Raw genomic sequence first — 18,289 nt, forward strand, 5'->3', positions numbered from 1 at the left:
AGAAGATTACCGATCGCTAAAACAGGATGAAGAATTCATGATATAAATGCGTTTTCATTTCTTCATTTTTTGAAACACCTCCATATAATAACAGGAAATTGCCTATTTTAGAAAGTGAATTCAAATAAAATGTATATTTAAATAAGAGGTAAAATTCAGTTATTTCCCGGTGGTATATTTTATTTCCTAAGAAATAAAGAAGCAGCTTCCAAAAAAGCTGCTTTAAGGGTTAGTAATTCTTTTGTTAATAAGCTGAATACATAGCAGAAATAGGAGTGACATACTAATAGTGATAACCACAAGTGTCCAGGCGAGTTGCATATTACTTGCGTCAATGGCCATGTAAATTGCAGTCGGGATTGTCTGTGTTTTACCAGGGATATTCCCGGCAAACATGAGTGTAGCACCAAACTCACCGAGCGCGCGGACAAAGCTCAAAATCATCCCGCTTAGTAATGCAGGAAATGCGAGCGGAAGTGTAACGTGCAGAAAAACTTGATATTCACTTGCGCCAAGGTCACGAGCACTTTCTTCAATTTGTACATTTGCGATAGAAAATCCCGTTTTCGCTGATTGGTACATAAGTGGAAATGCAACAACTGTAGAAGCGATGATCGCAGCGGTAGATGTGAACATAATAGACTGCTGAAATAATGATTCAACCCACCTTCCGATCGGGCTGTTGTTTCCAAAGATGATAATGAGAAAGAAGCCGATAACAGTTGGTGGAAGTACCATTGGTAATAAAAATATGGTTTCTAATAGTACTTTATATCGCCATGAGGAGCGAGCTAGTGCTCGTCCGACAATCGTCCCTAAAATTGTAACGAGAATAGTGGCACACGCAGCTACTCTTAAAGATAGAAAGACAGGCGATATAATAGCATCAATGCTCATAGTAATTACGACAGGACTGTAAATCCATATTTCTTAAAGATAGATTGGGCATCTTTTGACTGCAAATACTCATAAAATGAATTCGCCTCTTTCTTATGTTTAGATTCTTTTATAACACCTAAAGGATAGTGGATTGGCTCATGAGAAGTAGCTGCTGCTGTCTCACCAATCTTTACTTTATCTGAAATGAGAGCATCTGTTTTGTATACGATACCAGCATCGACATTCCCTGTTTCTACATATGTTAACACTTGGCGAACATCTTTTGTAAATACGACTTTATTTTGAACATCATTCCAAAGGTTTTCGTGTGTTAGAGAGGCCTTTGCATATTTGCCAGCAGGTACAGATTCAGGTGTACCAAGTGCGATTTTTTTGATTTTCTCATCTTTTAAATCTTGAAATTTTGTAAGAGAACTATCTTTAGGGATGACTAGAACTAGTTCATTTCCAAGAAGATTTTTCCCTTCTTTTTCATTAATGAATCCTTTTTTTACAAGGATTTGGAATTTATCTTCTGCAGCAGAGAAGAATAAATCAGCAGGTGCACCTTGTTCAATTTGTTGTTGAAGTGCTCCAGAAGCACCGAAGTTAAAAGAAAGTTTAATATTTGGTTCTTTTTCTTTATATTGTTTTTCAATTTCTTTTAATGCATCTTGTAAGCTTGCAGCAGCTGAGATAGTCAGTTCAACTGTTTTATCCTCTTTAGCAGCTGACTTTGTATGCTTTTCTCCACTTGTACAAGCAGCGCTAAATATAAGAAGGAAAGAAAGTATAAGTGCCCCAATCGAACGTAATGTAAATTTATTCATAAAAAAATCCCCTTTCGTTTTGACACATCTAATTATAACTAAATATAACTAAATATAACTAGTTATAATTGAATATAATTTGAACATATATCTATTTTTAAAAAATAGGAGAAATATTCTTTTCTTTGTTACAATGAAAGAAGAAAGTGAGGAATCGTCTATGGATCATCATTCCTACACAACGGAAGAAGTAGCAAAGCGATTAAAAGTATCAAAATTAACTGTATACGACTTAATTAAAAAAGGAGAACTTCCTTCTTATAGAGTTGGTAGACAGATGCGCATTGATGCAGCAGATTTAGATCAATATATAAAACAAATGAAAACAGGAAAGGTACAAGTTACTCCTGTAAAAAACGATGGTAGTAGTATCTTGAACACGTGTATTATTAGTGGTCAAGAACTAACGTTAGATATGTTAGCTAAACGTATAGAAAATCGTTTGCCAAGTTCTAATGTTTTAAGGGCGTATCAAGGTAGCTTAACAAGTTTAGTGAAAATGTATCAAGGAGAAGGAAGTATCGTTAGTTTGCATTTGTTTGATGGTGAAACGGGTACATATAATGTTCCTTATGTAAAACGCATTTTAGTAGGCCAGCCATGTATTATGATTAATTTATTGTCCAGAAATGTAGGATTTTATGTCCAAAAAGGAAATCCGAAGAAAATAAAGACATGGGCCGACATATCTGGATCCGCTATAAAGTTTGTAAATCGAGAAAAGGGTTCTGGTATTAGAGTGTTAGTGGATGAACAATTACGAATCCAAAAATTAAATAAAGCTGATATTAGTGGATATGAATGGGAAGAATCGAATCATCTGGGTGTTGCCACGCGAGTTGCAAATGGAAAAGCTGATGTAGGAGTAGGTTCAGAAAAGTTTTCGCAAATTGTAAATGTGGACTTTATTCCAATCATGAAAGAACAGTATGATTTAGTAATTTTGAAGAATAAAGAAAATGAAGAGCTGATTGAAGTCGTGAAAGACATTCTGCAATCGGAAGAATTTCATAATGAATTAAATGCAATTGGCGGATATGATATTACGAAAACAGGTCAAATAATATATGAAACAAACTAAAAAGCTGCTTGTCTATAAGACGAGCAGCTTTTTCTATATATAAAGGGGTTCGGGGAAACAAAGTGTTAAACAAGACCTTGAGCAAGTGTATAAATGAAAGCCGTAAGAAGAGTAGCTCCACTTGCAAGTCCGATAAAGTCTGATTTGTTGAAAGTAATGTTGTTCATTATAATCTCTCCTTATTTGTTTAATGTAGTTGCAACAGCTTTTGCATCGACAAGTGCGGATAGCACCATGCCCATTGTATTTAAAAATTTATTTGATTTCATATTGTTCATCATGCGTATCCGCTCCTTTTCGAATTGTAGTTGCCCTGCTTATGTCTTAATTATAGGAAATATGTCCACTTGCAACTATCGAATTAGCTTACGAAAGACTTACACTTTTGTAAGAAAAAAAGACATTCATGTAAGAATGTCTTTCACAGCATATTGATATGATGATGTTCTTCAATTGTTTTTAAAAAACTACGCATTGAATTCGTCATATAGCTATCTTTGCGGCGTATGAAAACCGTTGAAATACTGCCGTATTTTTCAGGAATTGCATGACAATGCACCTTACCTGCTTTAGAAAGATGATGGACAGCAGACTGTGGTACGAGTGTAATTCCGAGGCCGAGTGCAACGCTGTTTAATATTGTCTCTAATATATTGAATTCCATAATTCTTTTTGGTAGCAAACCTTCGTCTTTCAGCCATCGTTCTAGTTTGGAACGGTATCCGCATCCTTGGTTAAAAACGAGTAGAGGCGTTGTTGTAAATTCTTCTATATGAAAAGCTTTATTTTGTGTTACAAGCATTAATTTTTCTGTACTAACATCGTATTGTTCGATTAGTGGATGTTTAATAGGACCTGATATAAAGGCACCATCTAATTGATGATCAAGTACTTCTCTAATTAATTCTTCTGTTAGACCCGCTTGTAATGATAAATCGACATTCGGATAGCTTTTATAGTAAGAAGATAAAATGGTAGGCAGTGTACTTACTGTTTCGACTGTACCGATTTTTAATATACCGGAGGGTGTTTCGCTATCTAAAAATACTTGTTTTAGTTCGTCGACATCTTGCAAAATTTTACTAACATAAACGAGCATTTTTCTTCCTTCAGCTGTTAAAGTCATTCCTCGTTTATGGCGGTAGAAGAGTGGGGTTTTTAATTCGTTTTCTAGTTGTTTAATACGTGCAGTTACATTTGATTGTACATAATTTAATTCCTTTGCTGCGCTACTTACACTACCCTGGTCGGCAACGCTTTTAAAGATTTGTAAGTCTCGTAATTCCATTTTGTAATCCCCCTTGATGTTAACTATCATTATAAATGATAGTTAACATCATTTTGAATCATTTTACGTGATATATTTTTTCTTTTACAATTCTCTTTGTGCAAATAGAAAGAAACGGGGGATTGCGGTGAGAAGAGGTCAAATGATATTAGGGGCTTTAGCGTGTTTAATTGCGAGTATGTCATGGGGAGCGATGTTTCCAGTTGCTGATCATGCGCTAGAATACATAGATCCATTTTATTTTTCGCTTATTCGTTATGGAGCAGTGGCGATAATGCTGATTGTATTGTTGTTAATGAAAGAAGGAAAACAGGCATTTCGTTTAGAGGGAAGAGGAAAGTTACTCGTCTTTTTTGGAACGATGGCATTTACAGTATATAATGTCCTCATATTTTTAGGGCAAATGTTAATGGGTAAGTCGGGTGTAATGGTAGCTTCCATTATGGAATCACTTATGCCGATGATTTCTATTTGTATTTTATGGGGATATAAGCATATAAAACCGAAGAAGTATATGATAACGAGTATGGTTATTGCTTTTGTAGGAGCTGTGTTTGTTATTACAAAAGGTGACATGAGTTTCTTTGTAACATTGAAAGATAATATGTTCTCATTAGCATTTATATTTATTGGTGTTGTAGGCTGGGTTATTTATACGATGGGTGGTCAAACGTGTAGTGATTGGTCAACATTACGTTATTCTACGTTGACGTGTGTATTCGGTACGACTGTTACAGGAATTATAACGGTAATTATTACGTCGCTTGGATATGTTTCAGTTCCTGGTATGGGAACGATTTCTATTGTGAAGTACGATTTGTTATTTATGATGACATTGCCAGGTATTGTAGCGCTACTTGCTTGGAACTATGGTGTGAAAATTTTATCATCCATTAATGGGATTTTATTTATTAATTTTGTACCAATTACGACTTTAGTTATTATGATGATGCAAGGGTATCAGATCACAATGTTTGATATTATAGGGACTGTACTTGTTATTGCAGCGCTTATTCGCAATAACGTTTGTCAGAGAAAAGAAGAAAATATAAATAAGAGAGTTTTACAAGAAGAGCAATTACGTCAAGCTGTTTAATAGGCAAATGGAGGATTTCACATGTTAGAAAGTTTATTGTTTTTCTTCGCCGTCGGAGTTGCCTGTGAGCTTGCAGCAATTAATCGAAATGGTCGTAAAAAGATAAAACAACAAGCTGAGCTGATACAGCTTTTAAAAGAATTGAAAGAAAGAAAAAATTAAAAAGACGACCGGGCATAGACGGTCGTCTTTTTCTATATAAAGGGGAAAGGGGACACAAAGTTATACAAGCGTAGCAGCGTAAATGAAAGCAGTAAGAAGAAGAGAGCCGCTAGCTAATCCTAAAAAATCTAATTTGTTAAAAGCAATGTTATTCATAATACATTCTCCTTACTTGTTTAATGTAGAAGCAACAGCTTTTGCATCGAAAAGAGCCGATAATACCATGCCCATTGTATTTAAGAAATTGTTCGTTTTCATTTTGTTCATCATATTGATCCACTCCTTTTCGAATAATTGTTGCCCTGTTTCTGACTTAATTGTATGAAATATAGTAAGAAGTAACTATCGAATTAGCTTACAAGAAAATTACACTTTTGTAAGAATTGAAATTTAACAATTCATCCTTAATTTTATTACCAACTCCTAAAACTTAGTGTTATAATTATTATAAGAATATGATTATACTTCGGATGTTTAGAAAGGAACGAAATAAATGTATAAACCAATTACATTTTTGTTGAAATATATATTTAAAACAGCTGGGAAAGTAGAAGTGCAAGGAAGAGAAAAGCTACCAGAAGGTGGACCGTATGTTGTTGCATGTACACATACAAGTTTTATGGATGTATTAATGTTAGCTACAGGGATGTATCCAACTCAAATTCATTACATGGCCAAAAAAGAATTATTTGAAGGGAAATTCAAAAATTGGTTCTTTAAAAATGTAAATGCATTCCCTGTAGATCGTGCGAATCCAGGACCAAGTACACTTAAAATTCCATCACGTTTATTAAAAGAAGGAAAGGTAGTAGGGATTTTTCCGAGTGGAACAAGATCAGCGGAAGATGTTTCATTAAAAGCGGGTGCTGTGACAATTGCGATGCGTTCTAATGTTCCGTTAGTACCAGCAGCTTATGTTGGTCCATCAAGTGTAAAAGAATTAATAAAGGGGAAAAAGGCACAATTGATTTTTGGAGATCCAATTCAAATTGAGGCTGGGAAACAAATAGATCGAAAAACCGCTATGAAAATGATGACAGATCAATTAAATGAGAAGTTTGAGGAGTTAAAAGAAGCTTTGCAATCAAATCAAAAATAAGAAAAGACGACCGGGCATAGACGGTCGTCTTTTCTATTACTATTTATAATAAAGGGGAAAGGGGACACAAAGTTATACAAGCGTAGCGGCGTAAATAAAAGCAGTAAGAAGAAGCGAGCCACTAGCTAGTCCTAAAAAATCTAATTTGTTAAAAGTGATGTTATTCATAATATATTTTCCTTACTTGTTTAATGTAGAAGCAACAGCTTTTGCGTCGATAAGAGCGGAAAATACCATGCCCATTGTATTTAAGAAATTGTTCGTTTTCATTTTGTTCAGCATATTAATCCGCTCCTTTTCGAATAGTTGTTACCCTGTTTCTGACTCCATTGTATGAAATGTTGCGGAAAGTAACTATCGAATTAGCTTACAGAAAAATTACACTTTTGTAAGAGAAACGAATGAAGGTGTAATGATAAGAAGATTTGACATATGTTCATGAGATTCATTAAGTTAAAGGTAGAGGTGAGTGTATGGCTAATATTAAAGATATTGCAAAGATGGCGGGAGTTTCAGTTACGACTGTTTCGAGAGTGTTGAATGATCACCCATATGTAAGTGAAGAAAAAAGGAAAGCGGTTATAGAGATAGTTGAGAAATTGAATTACTCGCAAAACGCAAATGCTGTTCATTTATCAAAAGGAAAAACGAATATTGTTGGTGTGATTTTACCGTATATTAATCATCCGTGTTTTGATGCGATGGTGAGCGGAATGATGGAGACTGCGTTAGCGCATAATTACAGGGTGCTACTTTGCCAAACGAATTATAATAAAAAAGAAGAAATGAAAAGTTTACATATGTTAAAAACAAAACAATTGGATGGTCTTATTATTTGTTCACGTGCAAATGATTGGGAAACGATAGAACCGTATGCTTCTTACGGCGCAATAATTGCTTGTGAAGACAATGATATTTCAAACATCTCAAGTGTATATACGAATCATTCAGCGGCCTTTCAATTAGGAATGGATTATTTGATTGAGAAAGGTTATAAAAAAATTGGTTATTGCACGGGAAGGAAATTAGGGCCAAGTAGCCAAAAACGTTTTGATGTTTATAAACAGCAATTGCAATCTATAGACGAAGAGGTTAATGAAGAATGGATTTTTACAGAATGTTTTACACTAGAAGATGGTGTAAAAGTGGCTCATAAGTTAAAAGAGATGCAGGATCTTCCTGAAGCATTAATAGTAGCAGGTGATGAAGTTGCGATTGGGGTTATGACAGAGGTTGAAAAATTAGGGATTCAAGTTCCTGAGGATTTAGCGATTATTGGCTTTGATAATCAACCTATCTCGCAAGTGTTACAATTGACAACTATTGATCAAAATTTAAAGGAGATAGGGAAAACTGCTTTTGAAATGTTGCATAGAAAAGTGAATGACGAGAGTTCTGAACAAGAAAAGCTGGAAATTCCATACGAACTTGTGGAACGCTCTACAGTTTAATCGTAATCCGTTATGTGTATAATCGCATAACGGATTATTTTTTTTGAAATATCTTTGACAGGAAACGCGTTTCATACTTTATAAAGAAGTTAAACCGGTCTGTAATAATCCATGGATTCTTTTCAAGTGTTAATGCAGTGAATAGAATTTGGAGGAATATGCATGAATGAACTTTTATCGAGTATGAAAAAGTATGTAGATGATGATGAAAAGATTCTGGCTTTTGTGGTAGGGATATTTGAGAAGGATAATTTTATATTATCGTATCAACATGGGGTTTTTGTTGCCACTACTAGACGTCTCCTTTTTTACGGGAAATTTCCGTACTATTCTTCAACATTTAAAGAGTATTCATATTTGCATATAGATAGCATAGATTTTTATCCGTATTTTGAATTTACTTGTAGTCATGAAACCATTCGCGCTAAGTATATTCAGAAAGGGAATGTGGAGCGATTTGTCCGTGCAGTTAGAGCAAATATGAATAATTAATCAACCCTCTGTTTAAACATAATATTTCAATTTTTAAGAGGGAAAATGCGGAATAAAAACCACTTCTAAACCTCTAGGAGATAGTGATACAATGTCAAATGGGGGGAGGGTATGAACTATGGTTAATCAACGTATAAAGGAAATAACACTAATTACAATTGGTTCATTATTATTCGCAATTGGTATTAATTACTTTGCAATTCCAAACCGTTTATCGGAAGGTGGAATTATTGGTTTAACGGTTGTTACGTACTACTTATTTGATTGGTCACCAGGAATTGTGAACTTTGCTATAAATGCAATTTTACTAGCTGTTGGTTATAAATTTTTTGATAAGAAAACAATGATTTATACAATTTTAGGGATTGTAGAAACATCTTTGTTTTTATACGTTACAGAACATATTGAGTATCATGTAAATAGTGATACATTATTAGCAGCTTTATTTGCTGGTTTATTTGTGGGCATTGGATTAGGCTGTATGTTCAAAGCCGGAGGTACATCGGGAGGATCAGCAATCTTAGCTCAGTTAGCAAATCAATATTTAGGTTGGAGTGTAGGGAAAGGCGTACTAATTATTGATATTGTTGTAATTGCTGGTTCTGTATTTATAATAGGGCAAGAAAAGGCGATGTATACACTTGTGGCTGTGTTCATTGGAGCGAAGGTGATTGATTTCATTGTAGAAGGAATGGACACAAAAACGGCTGTTACGATTATTTCGAATCAACCAGATTTAATTCGTGAAGCTATTACGAAAAATATGACACGCGGTGTTACTGTATTAGAAGGGCGCGGCGGATATACTGGTAAAAATAAAGAAGTTTTATATGTTGTTATTAATAAACAAGAGCTTGTTAAGTTAAAACAAGTTATTAGCCGGGTAGATGAAGATGCTTTCGTTGTTATACATGATGTACGTGATGTACTTGGCGGTGGCTTTAAAGCAAGCTAAAAGGTGAACGAGTAAATTCGTTCACCTTTTTTAATTCTTACAAAAATGTAAGTGTAATGTAATGAGATTCAATAGTAGATTTTATTCCCCCTTTTTAAAATGGATGTATATATATCCTGCAGAGGAGGAATGTTTATTATGAAGAAAAAAATGATCACTACTATAATAGCGATGATAGTGATAGTAGTAATGTTACTGCCTACGAAACTTGGACCGGTTATCGATAAATATAATCCATTTTATAAGACGAAAGAATACTATACGGTTGTGAATACAATTGGTCAGCATATCGGTGATGAGTGGTATGAATATGAATTTATTGCATTCGATGAACGTGGTAGAGAGCAGAAAATAAAGAAAACGGTTAAGCATATGTTAAAGAGAGATGAAGCATTAAAGGTTTTTGCAAAAGGGCGTTACGGTGAGTCCATTGAAGAGATTGAGGTTGCAAATATTCCTATAAATGCGAAGAGTAAACTTTTAACGGTGAGATAGCGAAATATACCCCCAGCTATTTTTTTGTCGAAAATAAAAATACTGGGTAAGGGTATTTTTAAGGTTAATAAAAAAGCCTTAGTCCATATAGACTAAGGCTTTTTTGTTATATAAAGGGGAAGGGGGTACATTGTAGTAGCATGGGTGAAAGGTATAAGAAGAGTAGCTACTAGCAATGTAATTTGGTTATGTGATTGTTCTTCTTATTTGGCTTACTTTCTAACTTTATTGTACGAAATATAAGTAAGGAGAACTATCGAATTACATTACACATAACTTACAAACATGTAAGCCTTCTGTAATGTAATTCGATAGTTAAAAGATAGTAATTTTCATATAGTGTAACTAGAAAGTATCAATGTATTACTTTCTGTTTGTAATGAAGAATGAAAAACCAACTAATTTTTAATAATCCTCATCTGAATAAAGATGGGGATCTTTTTTAAACCTTACAACATTGTAAGGTTTACGTAAGTTAATTCGATAGTAAATTTGTCATATTTTTTGCATAATAGATACAGATAGAAAAATAATTAGGGATCTAGTAAGAAGGGAGAAAAATGGGATGCGTAAAGAAGAAGTAGTGAAGTTACCAATTAAAGATTTCTGTAGCTACTTTACTGTTGCCGTAGTGTGTATTGGATTATTTGATATCATAACAAACTTAATTGTTAAATAATATAGATGCTAAAACAAGAAAGGAAGTCCTTTCTTGTTTTTTTTATGGGGGCATAAAGATGAAATGGATTGATAGTCATATACATGTTGATCAATATAAGGATGAAGAGAAGAGCAGATTACTAAAAGAGGTGGAAAATAGTAAAGAAATAAAGGGGCTTATTGCGGTATCTATGAATTATCAATCTTGTAAGGAAACGTTATCTTTAGCGAAGAAGTATCCCTTTATATATCCAGCGATAGGGTTTCATCCAGAGCAACAGATTCATAAAGAAGAGTGTGAACAGATTTATCAACTTATTGAACAGAACGCAGAGGAAATTGTTGCGATTGGTGAAGTAGGTTTGCCCTATTATTTGAGAAAAGAAGATGAAAGAATTGCTGCAGATCCATACATAGCTGTATTGAAAAAATTTATAGAACTAGCTAGTAAGTATAATTTGCCGATTGTATTACACGCAGTTTATGAAGATGCTGACATTGTATGTGATTTGCTAGAGAAATATAAAGTTTCACGTGCACACTTCCATTGGTTTAAAGGAAGCGATGAAACAATGAAACGGATGATGAGAAATGGTTATTATATTTCGATTACACCGGATGTTTTACATAAGGAGAAGATTAGAAAAATCGTTTCGTATTATCCGCTTGAATATATGATGGTAGAAACAGATGGTCCGTGGGAATTTCAAGAGGATGTTATAACGCACCCAAGAATGATTCGAGAGGTATTAAAGGAAATTAGTTCTATAAAAAACATATCCATTGATAAGGTCGCAAAAACAATATATGAAAATACAAGTCAATTTTATTTGAAAGGATAGGGGAATTATAGTTTTAATCATGTAACGGAAAAAGTAAAAGTTGAATTTATTTAGTAAAATGCCACGGTTTGATATATGACAAAAAACCACCAAGCGTTCCGCTCGGTGGTTTTGTATTAGGATTCTAATTTTTTCGCACGTTTTAATAATAAAAGAAAGACAATGATAACGAATCCTAGTATAAGGAAGAAGCCATATTGCTTTATATAATCAATTATGTCATTTGCACTTGTTGGTTTTTTAACGTGAATGCCGTCTTTATTCGTAGTAATATGAATATCTTTCATTTTTACTTCATTCTTTTCCTTTTGTAAATCAATCCATTCTATATTTGGAATACTCTCTAGATCCTTTAACACTTCTTTTAATGGTTTCACACCTAAGTAAGGATGATAGAATGCTCCAATAATCCCATCGGATAATTTAGCAACAGATAAAGCATTTGCTTTCATTTTAGCAATAGCTTGTGGCTTATCTTCTTCAATAAAACCGACTGTTTCAGGCATTAATTTCATTCCATGTAGAAATGATGGTGTACTTCTATATGCTGGAGAGTGCATGGATTTCCAAGTTGTATCACTTAACTGTAGTTGTCCTACATAAGTTGAAAAGTATCTTGATAATATTTCATACCCTTTTTGAGACATTGTGTAATGAGGTGCTTCAAAGGCGACAGGATATAGTTTAGCATCTACAAGTTCTTGAATCCCCTTTTCGATATGATCTGTCGTATATTTTTCCTCAAACTCTTCCCCTTTTTTTACATATTGGTTATATGACTCTATATTTGGAAATTCATCTTTTCTCTTCGGTTTTTCATGTTTCGATTGGCGAATTGGTTGATCCGTCTTTACGTCCCAAAATTCAAAACCTTCCCCAGTTTCACTATCATAAAATTGGTGAGTGTAACCATGCATAATAATCGCTGCGCCATCATCTTGCATAGAGCGTAAAAGATCGACTAGTTCGGGTTTATCTTTTAAATGTAGTGTTTTACCTGTATCTGGATCTGTATATACAGGAATAACAGTGATCATGTAAGGGATCTTCTTCTCTTTTAGTAATTCAGCAATTTCTTTCAATTGATTTATATCTGCTGCTGGGTGAACATCCTCAAGACGTAAATAAGCTAATTTTTTATTGGTTTCGGGTTTTTGCTGAAAATAAGAAAATAGGCTTTCGCCAATATAATAAGATATCCAATCAAAGAGGTTAGAAGTAGCTACATAATAAGAATTATTTTGCTGTACAATTAATGGATAAGTATTATTTCCTCTTAAAGCATGTGCGAGAATTGTTCCGTTTGTATCAAGTTGTTTAATTGATCTTTCTTCTTCTAATATATTCTTTAGTTTACGTGTTGGATATTCAATTGTATCAGAGTTTATATCTTCATTTTTAAGTGTGATAAATGAAAAACGAGTAGATAACTGTTCTATATTTTGACCTAAAACTAGTAATGGTCCTGGGAAGCCTTCTAGAAATTCCTTTGCTTCAGTAGAAAGTTCTTCTTGTTTTTCACCCATGTAAATAACATGTGTATACGAAGATTTATCAGTTATTTCAGCTAACTGTTTTATGTTTTTAATTGTTATATTATTAGTGAAATGCCCTACTTGTGTATTAAGTATTTGGATATCGCTTGTAATTTGATCATCGTTTGAACTATATAAAATAAGGGTTTTTGGTTGTTCAGTTTTTTGTGCGGAAATAGGGACAGGAATTAATAGTAGTAAACTAAATAAGAGTAACAGCCATTTTTTCATATTATTATTCTCCTAGTTTATATTTAGAATTCAATTTACAATTATATACAATAAATGCGTTATAGTCTATGAAAGTTACATTTTTGCACGTATTTACCAGCTGTTTTTTCACAAAATCGGTCTAAAGCATGATGATAATATGTATAGTTATTTGCTATGATAAAAGAGTAATAGAATGTAGGTAATTGTAAAGGGAAGGCTGAAAGGGGAAAAATTTCAGCGGAGAAAGAGGTAGAGGTAGTGAAGAAATTCTTTGTAGGATTTTTAGTTGTTCTTGGAGTATATTTATATTTCCAAGGAAAGTCTGAAGGAATGGATAAGCTAGTGAATGGAACAAGCTATGTTGATTCAGAAGAAGCAAAACAGGTGAAACAAATCATTATAGAGGAAGCGAAGAAAGTAAATCTTCCGGAATGGATACCTCTTGCAATTGCTGAGCATGAAAGTCGATTAAATCCAAGGAGTGTTGGAGATAATGGAACTTCATTCGGATTGTTTCAACTGCACCGCGGCGGCGGGCTTGCACCAGAACATTTAACTGATGATGAGCTAAAAGATCCACGTACAAATGCACAAATTGCAATGCCGCATTTACTGAAAGGATATAAGCGCGGGGTGCAAAAAGGTTTGACTGATTTTGCATTACTGAAATATATAGCGAATACATCTGGATGGCCAGGGAATTTAGGGCCAGAGTGGACGGATAATAACATGAAGTATAACATCGGATTAGAAGATGTGTACTATCGAAATAAAGGTGTAATAAAAGAGTAGGTTTTAACCTACTCTATTTTTTTGATAATCGTGTCATTTTGTGAAATACTCCGCTAGTTGTATTTTTACGTCTTCTAGTTTTGTAGAAACTTGAGGTATTTTATATCCTACATACAGCGGTGAAACGACAAACCTAGGAACAACTTTACAAATAATTTTTCCATTTAAGTAATAGAAGAATAAGTTATAACTACTGCATCCTTTATGGAAATCTGTCAGTATGTAACGTACAGTTTGCTGAATGTAATTTGCCATATCATCTATATATGAAATATTATCAATGATTATATTGAATTCAGTGAAGCCAATAATGGGACGCTCTGAAATGTTAAGCTCAATGCGTTCGTTTTTTTGAACAATTACCCCTTGGAAATTTTCTTCTTCAATATTTTCAAGATAATCTACATGTTTCATTCCGATAATTTGCATGTGTGCATGATGCAAACTTCCACCTGAAAATGGACCGTGATTTTTGTATAAAATCACAGACACGAACTCTTCTTTCTTCTGTAAGTGTAACCAATGTTGAATAGAAAATTGCATTAATTTCCGCATATGTTCTTCTGTATATGTTGCGATATGATCTTCGCAATTATCGGTTTCAATTAACACTGTTTGAAATGTATCTTGTAATGTAGGAAATTTATTTTTTAACCAAATAATAGAACCATCAGTTGTTAAAATATCCGTTAAATGTTCTTTATCGCAAAATGGACATGCAGCGCTTCTATTCCGAATACTTTCTGGTTTTTGTTTACCGATATCGTTAAAAAAATATAGTTGTTGTGTATCCATTTATATATATGCCCCTTTAAAATATGTGTGAAAATCCCGCTTAATACATTCGGGAAAAGGAGAAGGAAATCCTCTAAAGGCAATAGAGAAAAAATAAAAGACAAGATATCCTCATTACGATAGGGTACCTTGTCTTTTATTTTTTCTCTAATAGTGTGTATGGATAATATAGAACATTTTCATTATTTCTCTTTTTTCTATTTTTTATTGTGTATAAAGTAATTGCTGTGCTTGCAATTATAATAATGGCTTTCTTCATATTCATATACCCCTTTTTATTGTTGGTTTAATTCTTGGCTAACTGCTTTTGCATCGACTAAAGCGTGTAAAATCATTTTCACCATGTTTATCATATTTCTTCACTCCTTTTTATAGTTCATTTAGTTCTTTTACAACTGCTTGTCCGTTCACTAATACCTCAAAGATTGCTTTTACGATTTCTTTCATCATGTTTGTTTCCTCCTTTTGTTTGTCTCTCTTGTTTACATCTTTATTGTATAGGGAGGCATCTTTTCGTACTATCGCTTTCCATTACGTGAACATAACAGTTTTGTAAGATTTGATGTCACTTATTGAAATGTTTAGTCTATCTTCATTATTTTCAGAAAAATGACTATTCAAACATGAAATTGGAAAGTATAATAAAGAAGTAAGTATTAAATTCCGTACGAAAGGGGTGAATGAGATGAAACGTTCTTTAGCTGCACGTGCCAAATTTTTAGATTTTATCTATTTTTGTCGTGCGATTTTTCATGATGTAGTTGTTAACGGGATACGTATGCCCTTTTTTAACAATTGCATAGTGACTATTGAACGATAGAAATCTCTTCACCCATTTTTAATAAACGTGTGAAAAGGGAGCTATTTGGCTTCCTTTTTCTATGCCGAAAACCATGGGGAATGTTTCTTTCTCATGGTTTTTTATATTGAAAGGAGTACGGAAAATGACTATTTGTAGTGTAAATAATGTAACGAAATCTTTTGGTGGAAACACTATATTTGAAAATATATCGCTTGAAATAAAGAATGGTGAACGTGTTGGATTAGTTGGTCGTAACGGTAGTGGGAAGACAACAATCTTTGGGCTTCTAACGGGAATGGAGAGTTTGGATGCAGGAGCCATTCATATGAAGAAAGGTACACGTATTGGTCATGTCGCACAAATTCCGAAGTTTGATGAGGCTATGACTGTATATGATGTATTGAGTTCTGCTTTTAAAGTAGAAAAGGAATTAGAAAAAGAAATGCATGCTTTAGAAAAAAATATGGCGGTGGAACAGGAACAATCTGCTTTGGAAAAGCTAATGGAGAGGTACGGAGTCATTCAAGAAAAATTTGCGTTTCTCGGTGGTTATGAAATCGAGGCAAATATAATGAAGGTAGCAAATGGCTTACAAGTGACAGACTTATTTTCAAGAGTATTTACGGAATTAAGTGGAGGAGAACAGACGAAAGTAAGCCTTGCATATATGCTATTGCAGAAACCAGATTTACTTCTATTAGATGAACCAACAAATCATTTAGATTTATTTGCAGTTGAATGGTTAGAGCAATTTTTAAAAGAATACACTGGAACAGTTATGGTTATTTCACATGATCGCTATTTCCTTGATGAAGTTGTAACGAAAATTTTTGATTTGGAAGATGGAGAGATTCACGTGTACCATACGAATTATTCTCAGTTCGTTGAGGAGAAGGAAGAAAGATTACTTCAAGAGTTTCAAGCTTATCAGGAGCAACAAAAGAAAATAAAGAAAATGAAAGAAGCAATTAAGCGTCTACGTGAATGGGCAAATCAAGCGAACCCTCCGAATGAAGGATTGCATAAAAGAGCGAGAAATATGGAACGTGCGTTAGAACGTATAGAGAAATTAAAGAGGCCAATTTTAGAACGAAAACAGATGGGTCTTCAGTTTGAAGGGCAAGAGAGAAGCGGGAAAGATGTTGTTGTAATGAAAGAAGTGAGTAAAGGTTTTGCTGGCCGACCTTTATTTGAACAAGCGAATTTACATGTTCGTTTTCAAGAGCGTGCGGCTATCGTTGGTCGTAATGGTACAGGAAAGACTACATTATTAAAACTACTATTAGAAGAAATAAATCCAGACGTTGGTGAAATTCGAATTGGTAGTAGTGTCAAAATTGGTTATTTATCACAGCATACGTATGGAAATGTGAAGAGTAATGTATTAGAAGCGTTTAGAGAGTATGTAGCTGTAACTGAAGGAGAAGCAAGGCATATATTGGCTAAGTTTTTATTTTATGGTCCAGCAGTATTTAAGAAAGTAACGCAACTGAGCGGTGGAGAAAAAATGAGGTTAAGACTTGCGCAACTTATGTATCAAGACATCAATTTTCTAATTTTAGATGAGCCGACAAACCATCTTGATATTGAATCAAGGGAAGTTTTAGAGGAAGCCCTTGAGCAATATAATGGAACAATCCTAGCTGTTTCACATGATCGTTATTTTTTAAATAAGTTATTTGAAAAGACGTACTGGATTGATGAATGTAAATTATTTGAGTTTGCAGGAAACTATGCATGGGCTCGTCAAAAATGGGAAGAAAAGCTTGAGAAGCAAGTAATAAAGCAAAAACGCCAAGGGAGAAAGAGTGTTGAAATGGTTCCAGTAAAAGAGAAAAAAGCTAGGAATCTTGAAGAGATTGAAAATGAGTTAATGCATGTAGAAGAAGATATATATGCAATAGAATGTGAAATGGAACATGTAGCTGATGTTGAAAGACTTGAAAAATTATATGAGGAAAAAACGATGAAAGAGTTGTTACGAGCGAAGTTATATAGTGAGTTAGAGAATATTGTGGAGTAAAGAGTAGAAAGCCACTTCCTTTCAGTTTTGCTGGAGGAAGTGGCTTTTTCATAATGATATTTTGCTTTAAAGATTAAATGAAGCGATGTGTTTCACGTGAAACAGTAACTTAGATAAATCCGTGTTTCTCAATTTGCATAGCTTGTGAAGCGTATGAAATGATAAGGTGAAAAATAAATGCCATTAGTGGCTTTTCAATAGGAGTAATCACAAAAACAAAGGCTAATTATTTCCCGAGAGATAAAGTGAAACTTTAATCAGTGGGGGGGGTACTGCCCGGCAAATAGCGGGATAAATATGTGTAACAGAGACTAGTGATTGAAAACGAAAAGAGAGCAAAGTTACAGCTTTACGCGCTGAACTCTGCTCTCTTTCTGCGTGGCATCTTCTCTTGTTGAAATTATAATAGCGATCCCGAGCATGATAAAAAAAGCTAAAAAGAGGACGAACTTTGGGAAGAACGGGAATAGTAATAGCGCCCCGACTATCATAATTGTTAATAATACGTAGTGCAGGACGTATTGGAATAGGTTGTCCATATTTTCGCCCCCTTTTTGGTAATTGGTTATTAGTATTCTATGTTGCATGCTGAAGAAATAGAAGTAGATTTTTAAGTTTTTAATACGAATTATAGCTGAGTTTTCTTAAAGTATAAGGATAGAGTGATAATTTTGGGAAAATTCTCAAAATATTTATTTAGAAAGAATTGACAAAATATAATGAACGATATAAGCTAATAACCATAAAGTCTACCGGAAAGGTCGGAATAAGATTGTTACCCCTCAAAAACATCTATTTT

At 33.9% G+C, this 18,289-nt stretch carries 22 protein-coding genes; 12 read left to right on the plus strand and 10 right to left on the minus strand.

Annotated features, from left to right (window positions below):
- Nucleotides 1-222: 222 nt before the first annotated feature.
- Together modB and modA are read right to left on the minus strand one after the other, a co-directional pair.
- A complete protein-coding gene (gene modB, locus MHH27_RS01125) occupies nt 223-897 on the minus strand; it encodes a molybdate ABC transporter permease subunit (protein ID WP_002152004.1) in 675 nt (224 codons plus the stop codon).
- A gap of 5 nt (nt 898-902) precedes the next feature.
- Nucleotides 903-1,709 carry a molybdate ABC transporter substrate-binding protein gene (gene modA, locus MHH27_RS01130; protein WP_016513343.1) on the minus strand — a complete coding sequence of 269 codons (807 nt, stop codon included), beginning with the start codon at nt 1,707-1,709 and terminating at the stop codon, nt 903-905.
- Between the two features lie 160 nt (nt 1,710-1,869).
- Here modA and MHH27_RS01135 point away from each other — a divergent pair, with 160 nt between their 5' ends.
- A complete protein-coding gene (locus MHH27_RS01135; protein WP_340944801.1) occupies nt 1,870-2,790 on the plus strand; it encodes a substrate-binding domain-containing protein in 921 nt (306 codons plus the stop codon).
- A gap of 65 nt (nt 2,791-2,855) precedes the next feature.
- On the opposite strand, the gene MHH27_RS01140 is transcribed toward MHH27_RS01135, so the two are convergent.
- Nucleotides 2,856-2,957, minus strand: a complete 102-nt coding sequence (locus tag MHH27_RS01140; RefSeq protein ID WP_001060018.1) for a DUF3948 family protein — start codon at nt 2,955-2,957, stop codon at nt 2,856-2,858.
- Nucleotides 2,958-3,211: 254 nt separating this feature from the next.
- A complete protein-coding gene (locus tag MHH27_RS01145; protein WP_023520844.1) occupies nt 3,212-4,078 on the minus strand; it encodes a LysR family transcriptional regulator in 867 nt (288 codons plus the stop codon).
- Nucleotides 4,079-4,205: 127 nt separating this feature from the next.
- On the opposite strand from MHH27_RS01145, the gene MHH27_RS01150 reads away from it, so the two are divergent.
- Nucleotides 4,206-5,174 (plus strand): DMT family transporter, encoded by a 969-nt coding sequence (locus MHH27_RS01150; protein ID WP_142316442.1) that lies wholly within the window; start codon nt 4,206-4,208, stop codon nt 5,172-5,174.
- Between the two features lie 21 nt (nt 5,175-5,195).
- Entirely contained in the window at nt 5,196-5,336 is a 141-nt protein-coding gene (locus MHH27_RS01155) for a YrzO family protein (RefSeq protein ID WP_000894065.1), read from the plus strand.
- Nucleotides 5,337-5,396: 60 nt separating this feature from the next.
- Here the strand turns inward: MHH27_RS01155 and MHH27_RS01160 are convergent, their stop codons facing one another.
- Nucleotides 5,397-5,492 carry a DUF3948 family protein gene (locus tag MHH27_RS01160; RefSeq protein WP_001059387.1) on the minus strand — a complete coding sequence of 32 codons (96 nt, stop codon included), beginning with the start codon at nt 5,490-5,492 and terminating at the stop codon, nt 5,397-5,399.
- A 337-nt stretch (nt 5,493-5,829) separates the two neighbouring features.
- Here MHH27_RS01160 and MHH27_RS01165 point away from each other — a divergent pair, with 337 nt between their 5' ends.
- Entirely contained in the window at nt 5,830-6,435 is a 606-nt protein-coding gene (locus MHH27_RS01165; RefSeq protein WP_090978573.1) for a lysophospholipid acyltransferase family protein, read from the plus strand.
- Between the two features lie 72 nt (nt 6,436-6,507).
- Here the strand turns inward: MHH27_RS01165 and MHH27_RS01170 are convergent, their stop codons facing one another.
- A complete protein-coding gene (locus MHH27_RS01170) occupies nt 6,508-6,603 on the minus strand; it encodes a DUF3948 family protein (RefSeq protein WP_001060007.1) in 96 nt (31 codons plus the stop codon).
- Between the two features lie 305 nt (nt 6,604-6,908).
- On the opposite strand from MHH27_RS01170, the gene MHH27_RS01175 reads away from it, so the two are divergent.
- The 5 genes from MHH27_RS01175 (at nt 6,909) to MHH27_RS01195 (ending at nt 11,330) form a co-directional block, all read left to right on the plus strand.
- Nucleotides 6,909-7,886, plus strand: coding sequence for a LacI family DNA-binding transcriptional regulator (locus tag MHH27_RS01175; RefSeq protein WP_001273903.1), 978 nt, complete (start codon nt 6,909-6,911; stop codon nt 7,884-7,886).
- 162 nt (nt 7,887-8,048) lie between these two features.
- Nucleotides 8,049-8,378 (plus strand): PH domain-containing protein, encoded by a 330-nt coding sequence (locus MHH27_RS01180; protein WP_090978572.1) that lies wholly within the window; start codon nt 8,049-8,051, stop codon nt 8,376-8,378.
- Nucleotides 8,379-8,496: 118 nt separating this feature from the next.
- Nucleotides 8,497-9,333 carry a YitT family protein gene (locus MHH27_RS01185; protein ID WP_000248045.1) on the plus strand — a complete coding sequence of 279 codons (837 nt, stop codon included), beginning with the start codon at nt 8,497-8,499 and terminating at the stop codon, nt 9,331-9,333.
- 138 nt (nt 9,334-9,471) lie between these two features.
- Nucleotides 9,472-9,828, plus strand: a complete 357-nt coding sequence (locus MHH27_RS01190; protein ID WP_000728423.1) for a YxeA family protein — start codon at nt 9,472-9,474, stop codon at nt 9,826-9,828.
- A 737-nt stretch (nt 9,829-10,565) separates the two neighbouring features.
- Nucleotides 10,566-11,330 carry a TatD family hydrolase gene (locus MHH27_RS01195; RefSeq protein WP_053565421.1) on the plus strand — a complete coding sequence of 255 codons (765 nt, stop codon included), beginning with the start codon at nt 10,566-10,568 and terminating at the stop codon, nt 11,328-11,330.
- Nucleotides 11,331-11,446: 116 nt separating this feature from the next.
- On the opposite strand, the gene MHH27_RS01200 is transcribed toward MHH27_RS01195, so the two are convergent.
- Nucleotides 11,447-13,096 (minus strand): DUF2334 domain-containing protein, encoded by a 1,650-nt coding sequence (locus MHH27_RS01200; RefSeq protein WP_053565420.1) that lies wholly within the window; start codon nt 13,094-13,096, stop codon nt 11,447-11,449.
- Between the two features lie 240 nt (nt 13,097-13,336).
- Here MHH27_RS01200 and MHH27_RS01205 point away from each other — a divergent pair, with 240 nt between their 5' ends.
- Nucleotides 13,337-13,870, plus strand: coding sequence for a transglycosylase SLT domain-containing protein (locus MHH27_RS01205; RefSeq protein ID WP_000713252.1), 534 nt, complete (start codon nt 13,337-13,339; stop codon nt 13,868-13,870).
- A 33-nt stretch (nt 13,871-13,903) separates the two neighbouring features.
- On the opposite strand, the gene MHH27_RS01210 is transcribed toward MHH27_RS01205, so the two are convergent.
- Together MHH27_RS01210 and MHH27_RS01215 are read right to left on the minus strand one after the other, a co-directional pair.
- A complete protein-coding gene (locus MHH27_RS01210) occupies nt 13,904-14,665 on the minus strand; it encodes a DUF4931 domain-containing protein (RefSeq protein ID WP_340941407.1) in 762 nt (253 codons plus the stop codon).
- A gap of 136 nt (nt 14,666-14,801) precedes the next feature.
- On the minus strand, nt 14,802-14,930 hold the full coding sequence (locus MHH27_RS01215) for a hypothetical protein (protein WP_053565418.1): 129 nt from the start codon (nt 14,928-14,930) through the stop codon (nt 14,802-14,804).
- Between the two features lie 420 nt (nt 14,931-15,350).
- Here MHH27_RS01215 and MHH27_RS01220 point away from each other — a divergent pair, with 420 nt between their 5' ends.
- Nucleotides 15,351-15,485, plus strand: a complete 135-nt coding sequence (locus tag MHH27_RS01220) for an RAxF-45 family protein (RefSeq protein ID WP_000830643.1) — start codon at nt 15,351-15,353, stop codon at nt 15,483-15,485.
- A 73-nt stretch (nt 15,486-15,558) separates the two neighbouring features.
- Complete coding sequence (abc-f, locus tag MHH27_RS01225) at nt 15,559-17,490, plus strand: ribosomal protection-like ABC-F family protein (protein ID WP_141541711.1); 1,932 nt, start codon at nt 15,559-15,561, stop codon at nt 17,488-17,490.
- Nucleotides 17,491-17,831: 341 nt separating this feature from the next.
- Here the strand turns inward: abc-f and MHH27_RS01230 are convergent, their stop codons facing one another.
- Nucleotides 17,832-18,029 carry a hypothetical protein gene (locus MHH27_RS01230; RefSeq protein ID WP_000369254.1) on the minus strand — a complete coding sequence of 66 codons (198 nt, stop codon included), beginning with the start codon at nt 18,027-18,029 and terminating at the stop codon, nt 17,832-17,834.
- Nucleotides 18,030-18,289 lie beyond the last annotated feature (260 nt).

It is taken from the genome of Bacillus sp. FSL L8-0152 (assembly GCF_038006365.1).
GTDB classification, from domain to species: domain Bacteria; phylum Bacillota; class Bacilli; order Bacillales; family Bacillaceae_G; genus Bacillus_A; species Bacillus_A cereus.

Excerpts from the sequence above, each read along its gene's own strand:
- MHH27_RS01165 (WP_090978573.1), top strand. The coding sequence starts at position 5,830 with ATGTATAAACCAATTACATTTTTGTTGAAATATATATTTAAAACAGCT.
- modA (WP_016513343.1), bottom strand. The coding sequence starts at position 1,709 with ATGAATAAATTTACATTACGTTCGATTGGGGCACTTATACTTTCTTTC.
- MHH27_RS01180 (WP_090978572.1), top strand. The coding sequence starts at position 8,049 with ATGAATGAACTTTTATCGAGTATGAAAAAGTATGTAGATGATGATGAA.
- MHH27_RS01200 (WP_053565420.1), bottom strand. The coding sequence starts at position 13,096 with ATGAAAAAATGGCTGTTACTCTTATTTAGTTTACTACTATTAATTCCT.
- MHH27_RS01230 (WP_000369254.1), bottom strand. The coding sequence starts at position 18,029 with ATGGACAACCTATTCCAATACGTCCTGCACTACGTATTATTAACAATT.
- MHH27_RS01190 (WP_000728423.1), top strand. The coding sequence starts at position 9,472 with ATGAAGAAAAAAATGATCACTACTATAATAGCGATGATAGTGATAGTA.
- MHH27_RS01220 (WP_000830643.1), top strand. The coding sequence starts at position 15,351 with ATGAAACGTTCTTTAGCTGCACGTGCCAAATTTTTAGATTTTATCTAT.
- MHH27_RS01135 (WP_340944801.1), top strand. The coding sequence starts at position 1,870 with ATGGATCATCATTCCTACACAACGGAAGAAGTAGCAAAGCGATTAAAA.
- MHH27_RS01160 (WP_001059387.1), bottom strand. The coding sequence starts at position 5,492 with ATGAATAACATTGCTTTTAACAAATTAGATTTTTTAGGATTAGCTAGC.
- MHH27_RS01170 (WP_001060007.1), bottom strand. The coding sequence starts at position 6,603 with ATGAATAACATCACTTTTAACAAATTAGATTTTTTAGGACTAGCTAGT.
- MHH27_RS01155 (WP_000894065.1), top strand. The coding sequence starts at position 5,196 with ATGTTAGAAAGTTTATTGTTTTTCTTCGCCGTCGGAGTTGCCTGTGAG.
- MHH27_RS01195 (WP_053565421.1), top strand. The coding sequence starts at position 10,566 with ATGAAATGGATTGATAGTCATATACATGTTGATCAATATAAGGATGAA.
- modB (WP_002152004.1), bottom strand. The coding sequence starts at position 897 with ATGAGCATTGATGCTATTATATCGCCTGTCTTTCTATCTTTAAGAGTA.
- MHH27_RS01215 (WP_053565418.1), bottom strand. The coding sequence starts at position 14,930 with ATGAATATGAAGAAAGCCATTATTATAATTGCAAGCACAGCAATTACT.
- MHH27_RS01140 (WP_001060018.1), bottom strand. The coding sequence starts at position 2,957 with ATGAACAACATTACTTTCAACAAATCAGACTTTATCGGACTTGCAAGT.
- MHH27_RS01185 (WP_000248045.1), top strand. The coding sequence starts at position 8,497 with ATGGTTAATCAACGTATAAAGGAAATAACACTAATTACAATTGGTTCA.
- MHH27_RS01175 (WP_001273903.1), top strand. The coding sequence starts at position 6,909 with ATGGCTAATATTAAAGATATTGCAAAGATGGCGGGAGTTTCAGTTACG.
- MHH27_RS01145 (WP_023520844.1), bottom strand. The coding sequence starts at position 4,078 with ATGGAATTACGAGACTTACAAATCTTTAAAAGCGTTGCCGACCAGGGT.
- abc-f (WP_141541711.1), top strand. The coding sequence starts at position 15,559 with ATGGGGAATGTTTCTTTCTCATGGTTTTTTATATTGAAAGGAGTACGG.
- MHH27_RS01210 (WP_340941407.1), bottom strand. The coding sequence starts at position 14,665 with ATGGATACACAACAACTATATTTTTTTAACGATATCGGTAAACAAAAA.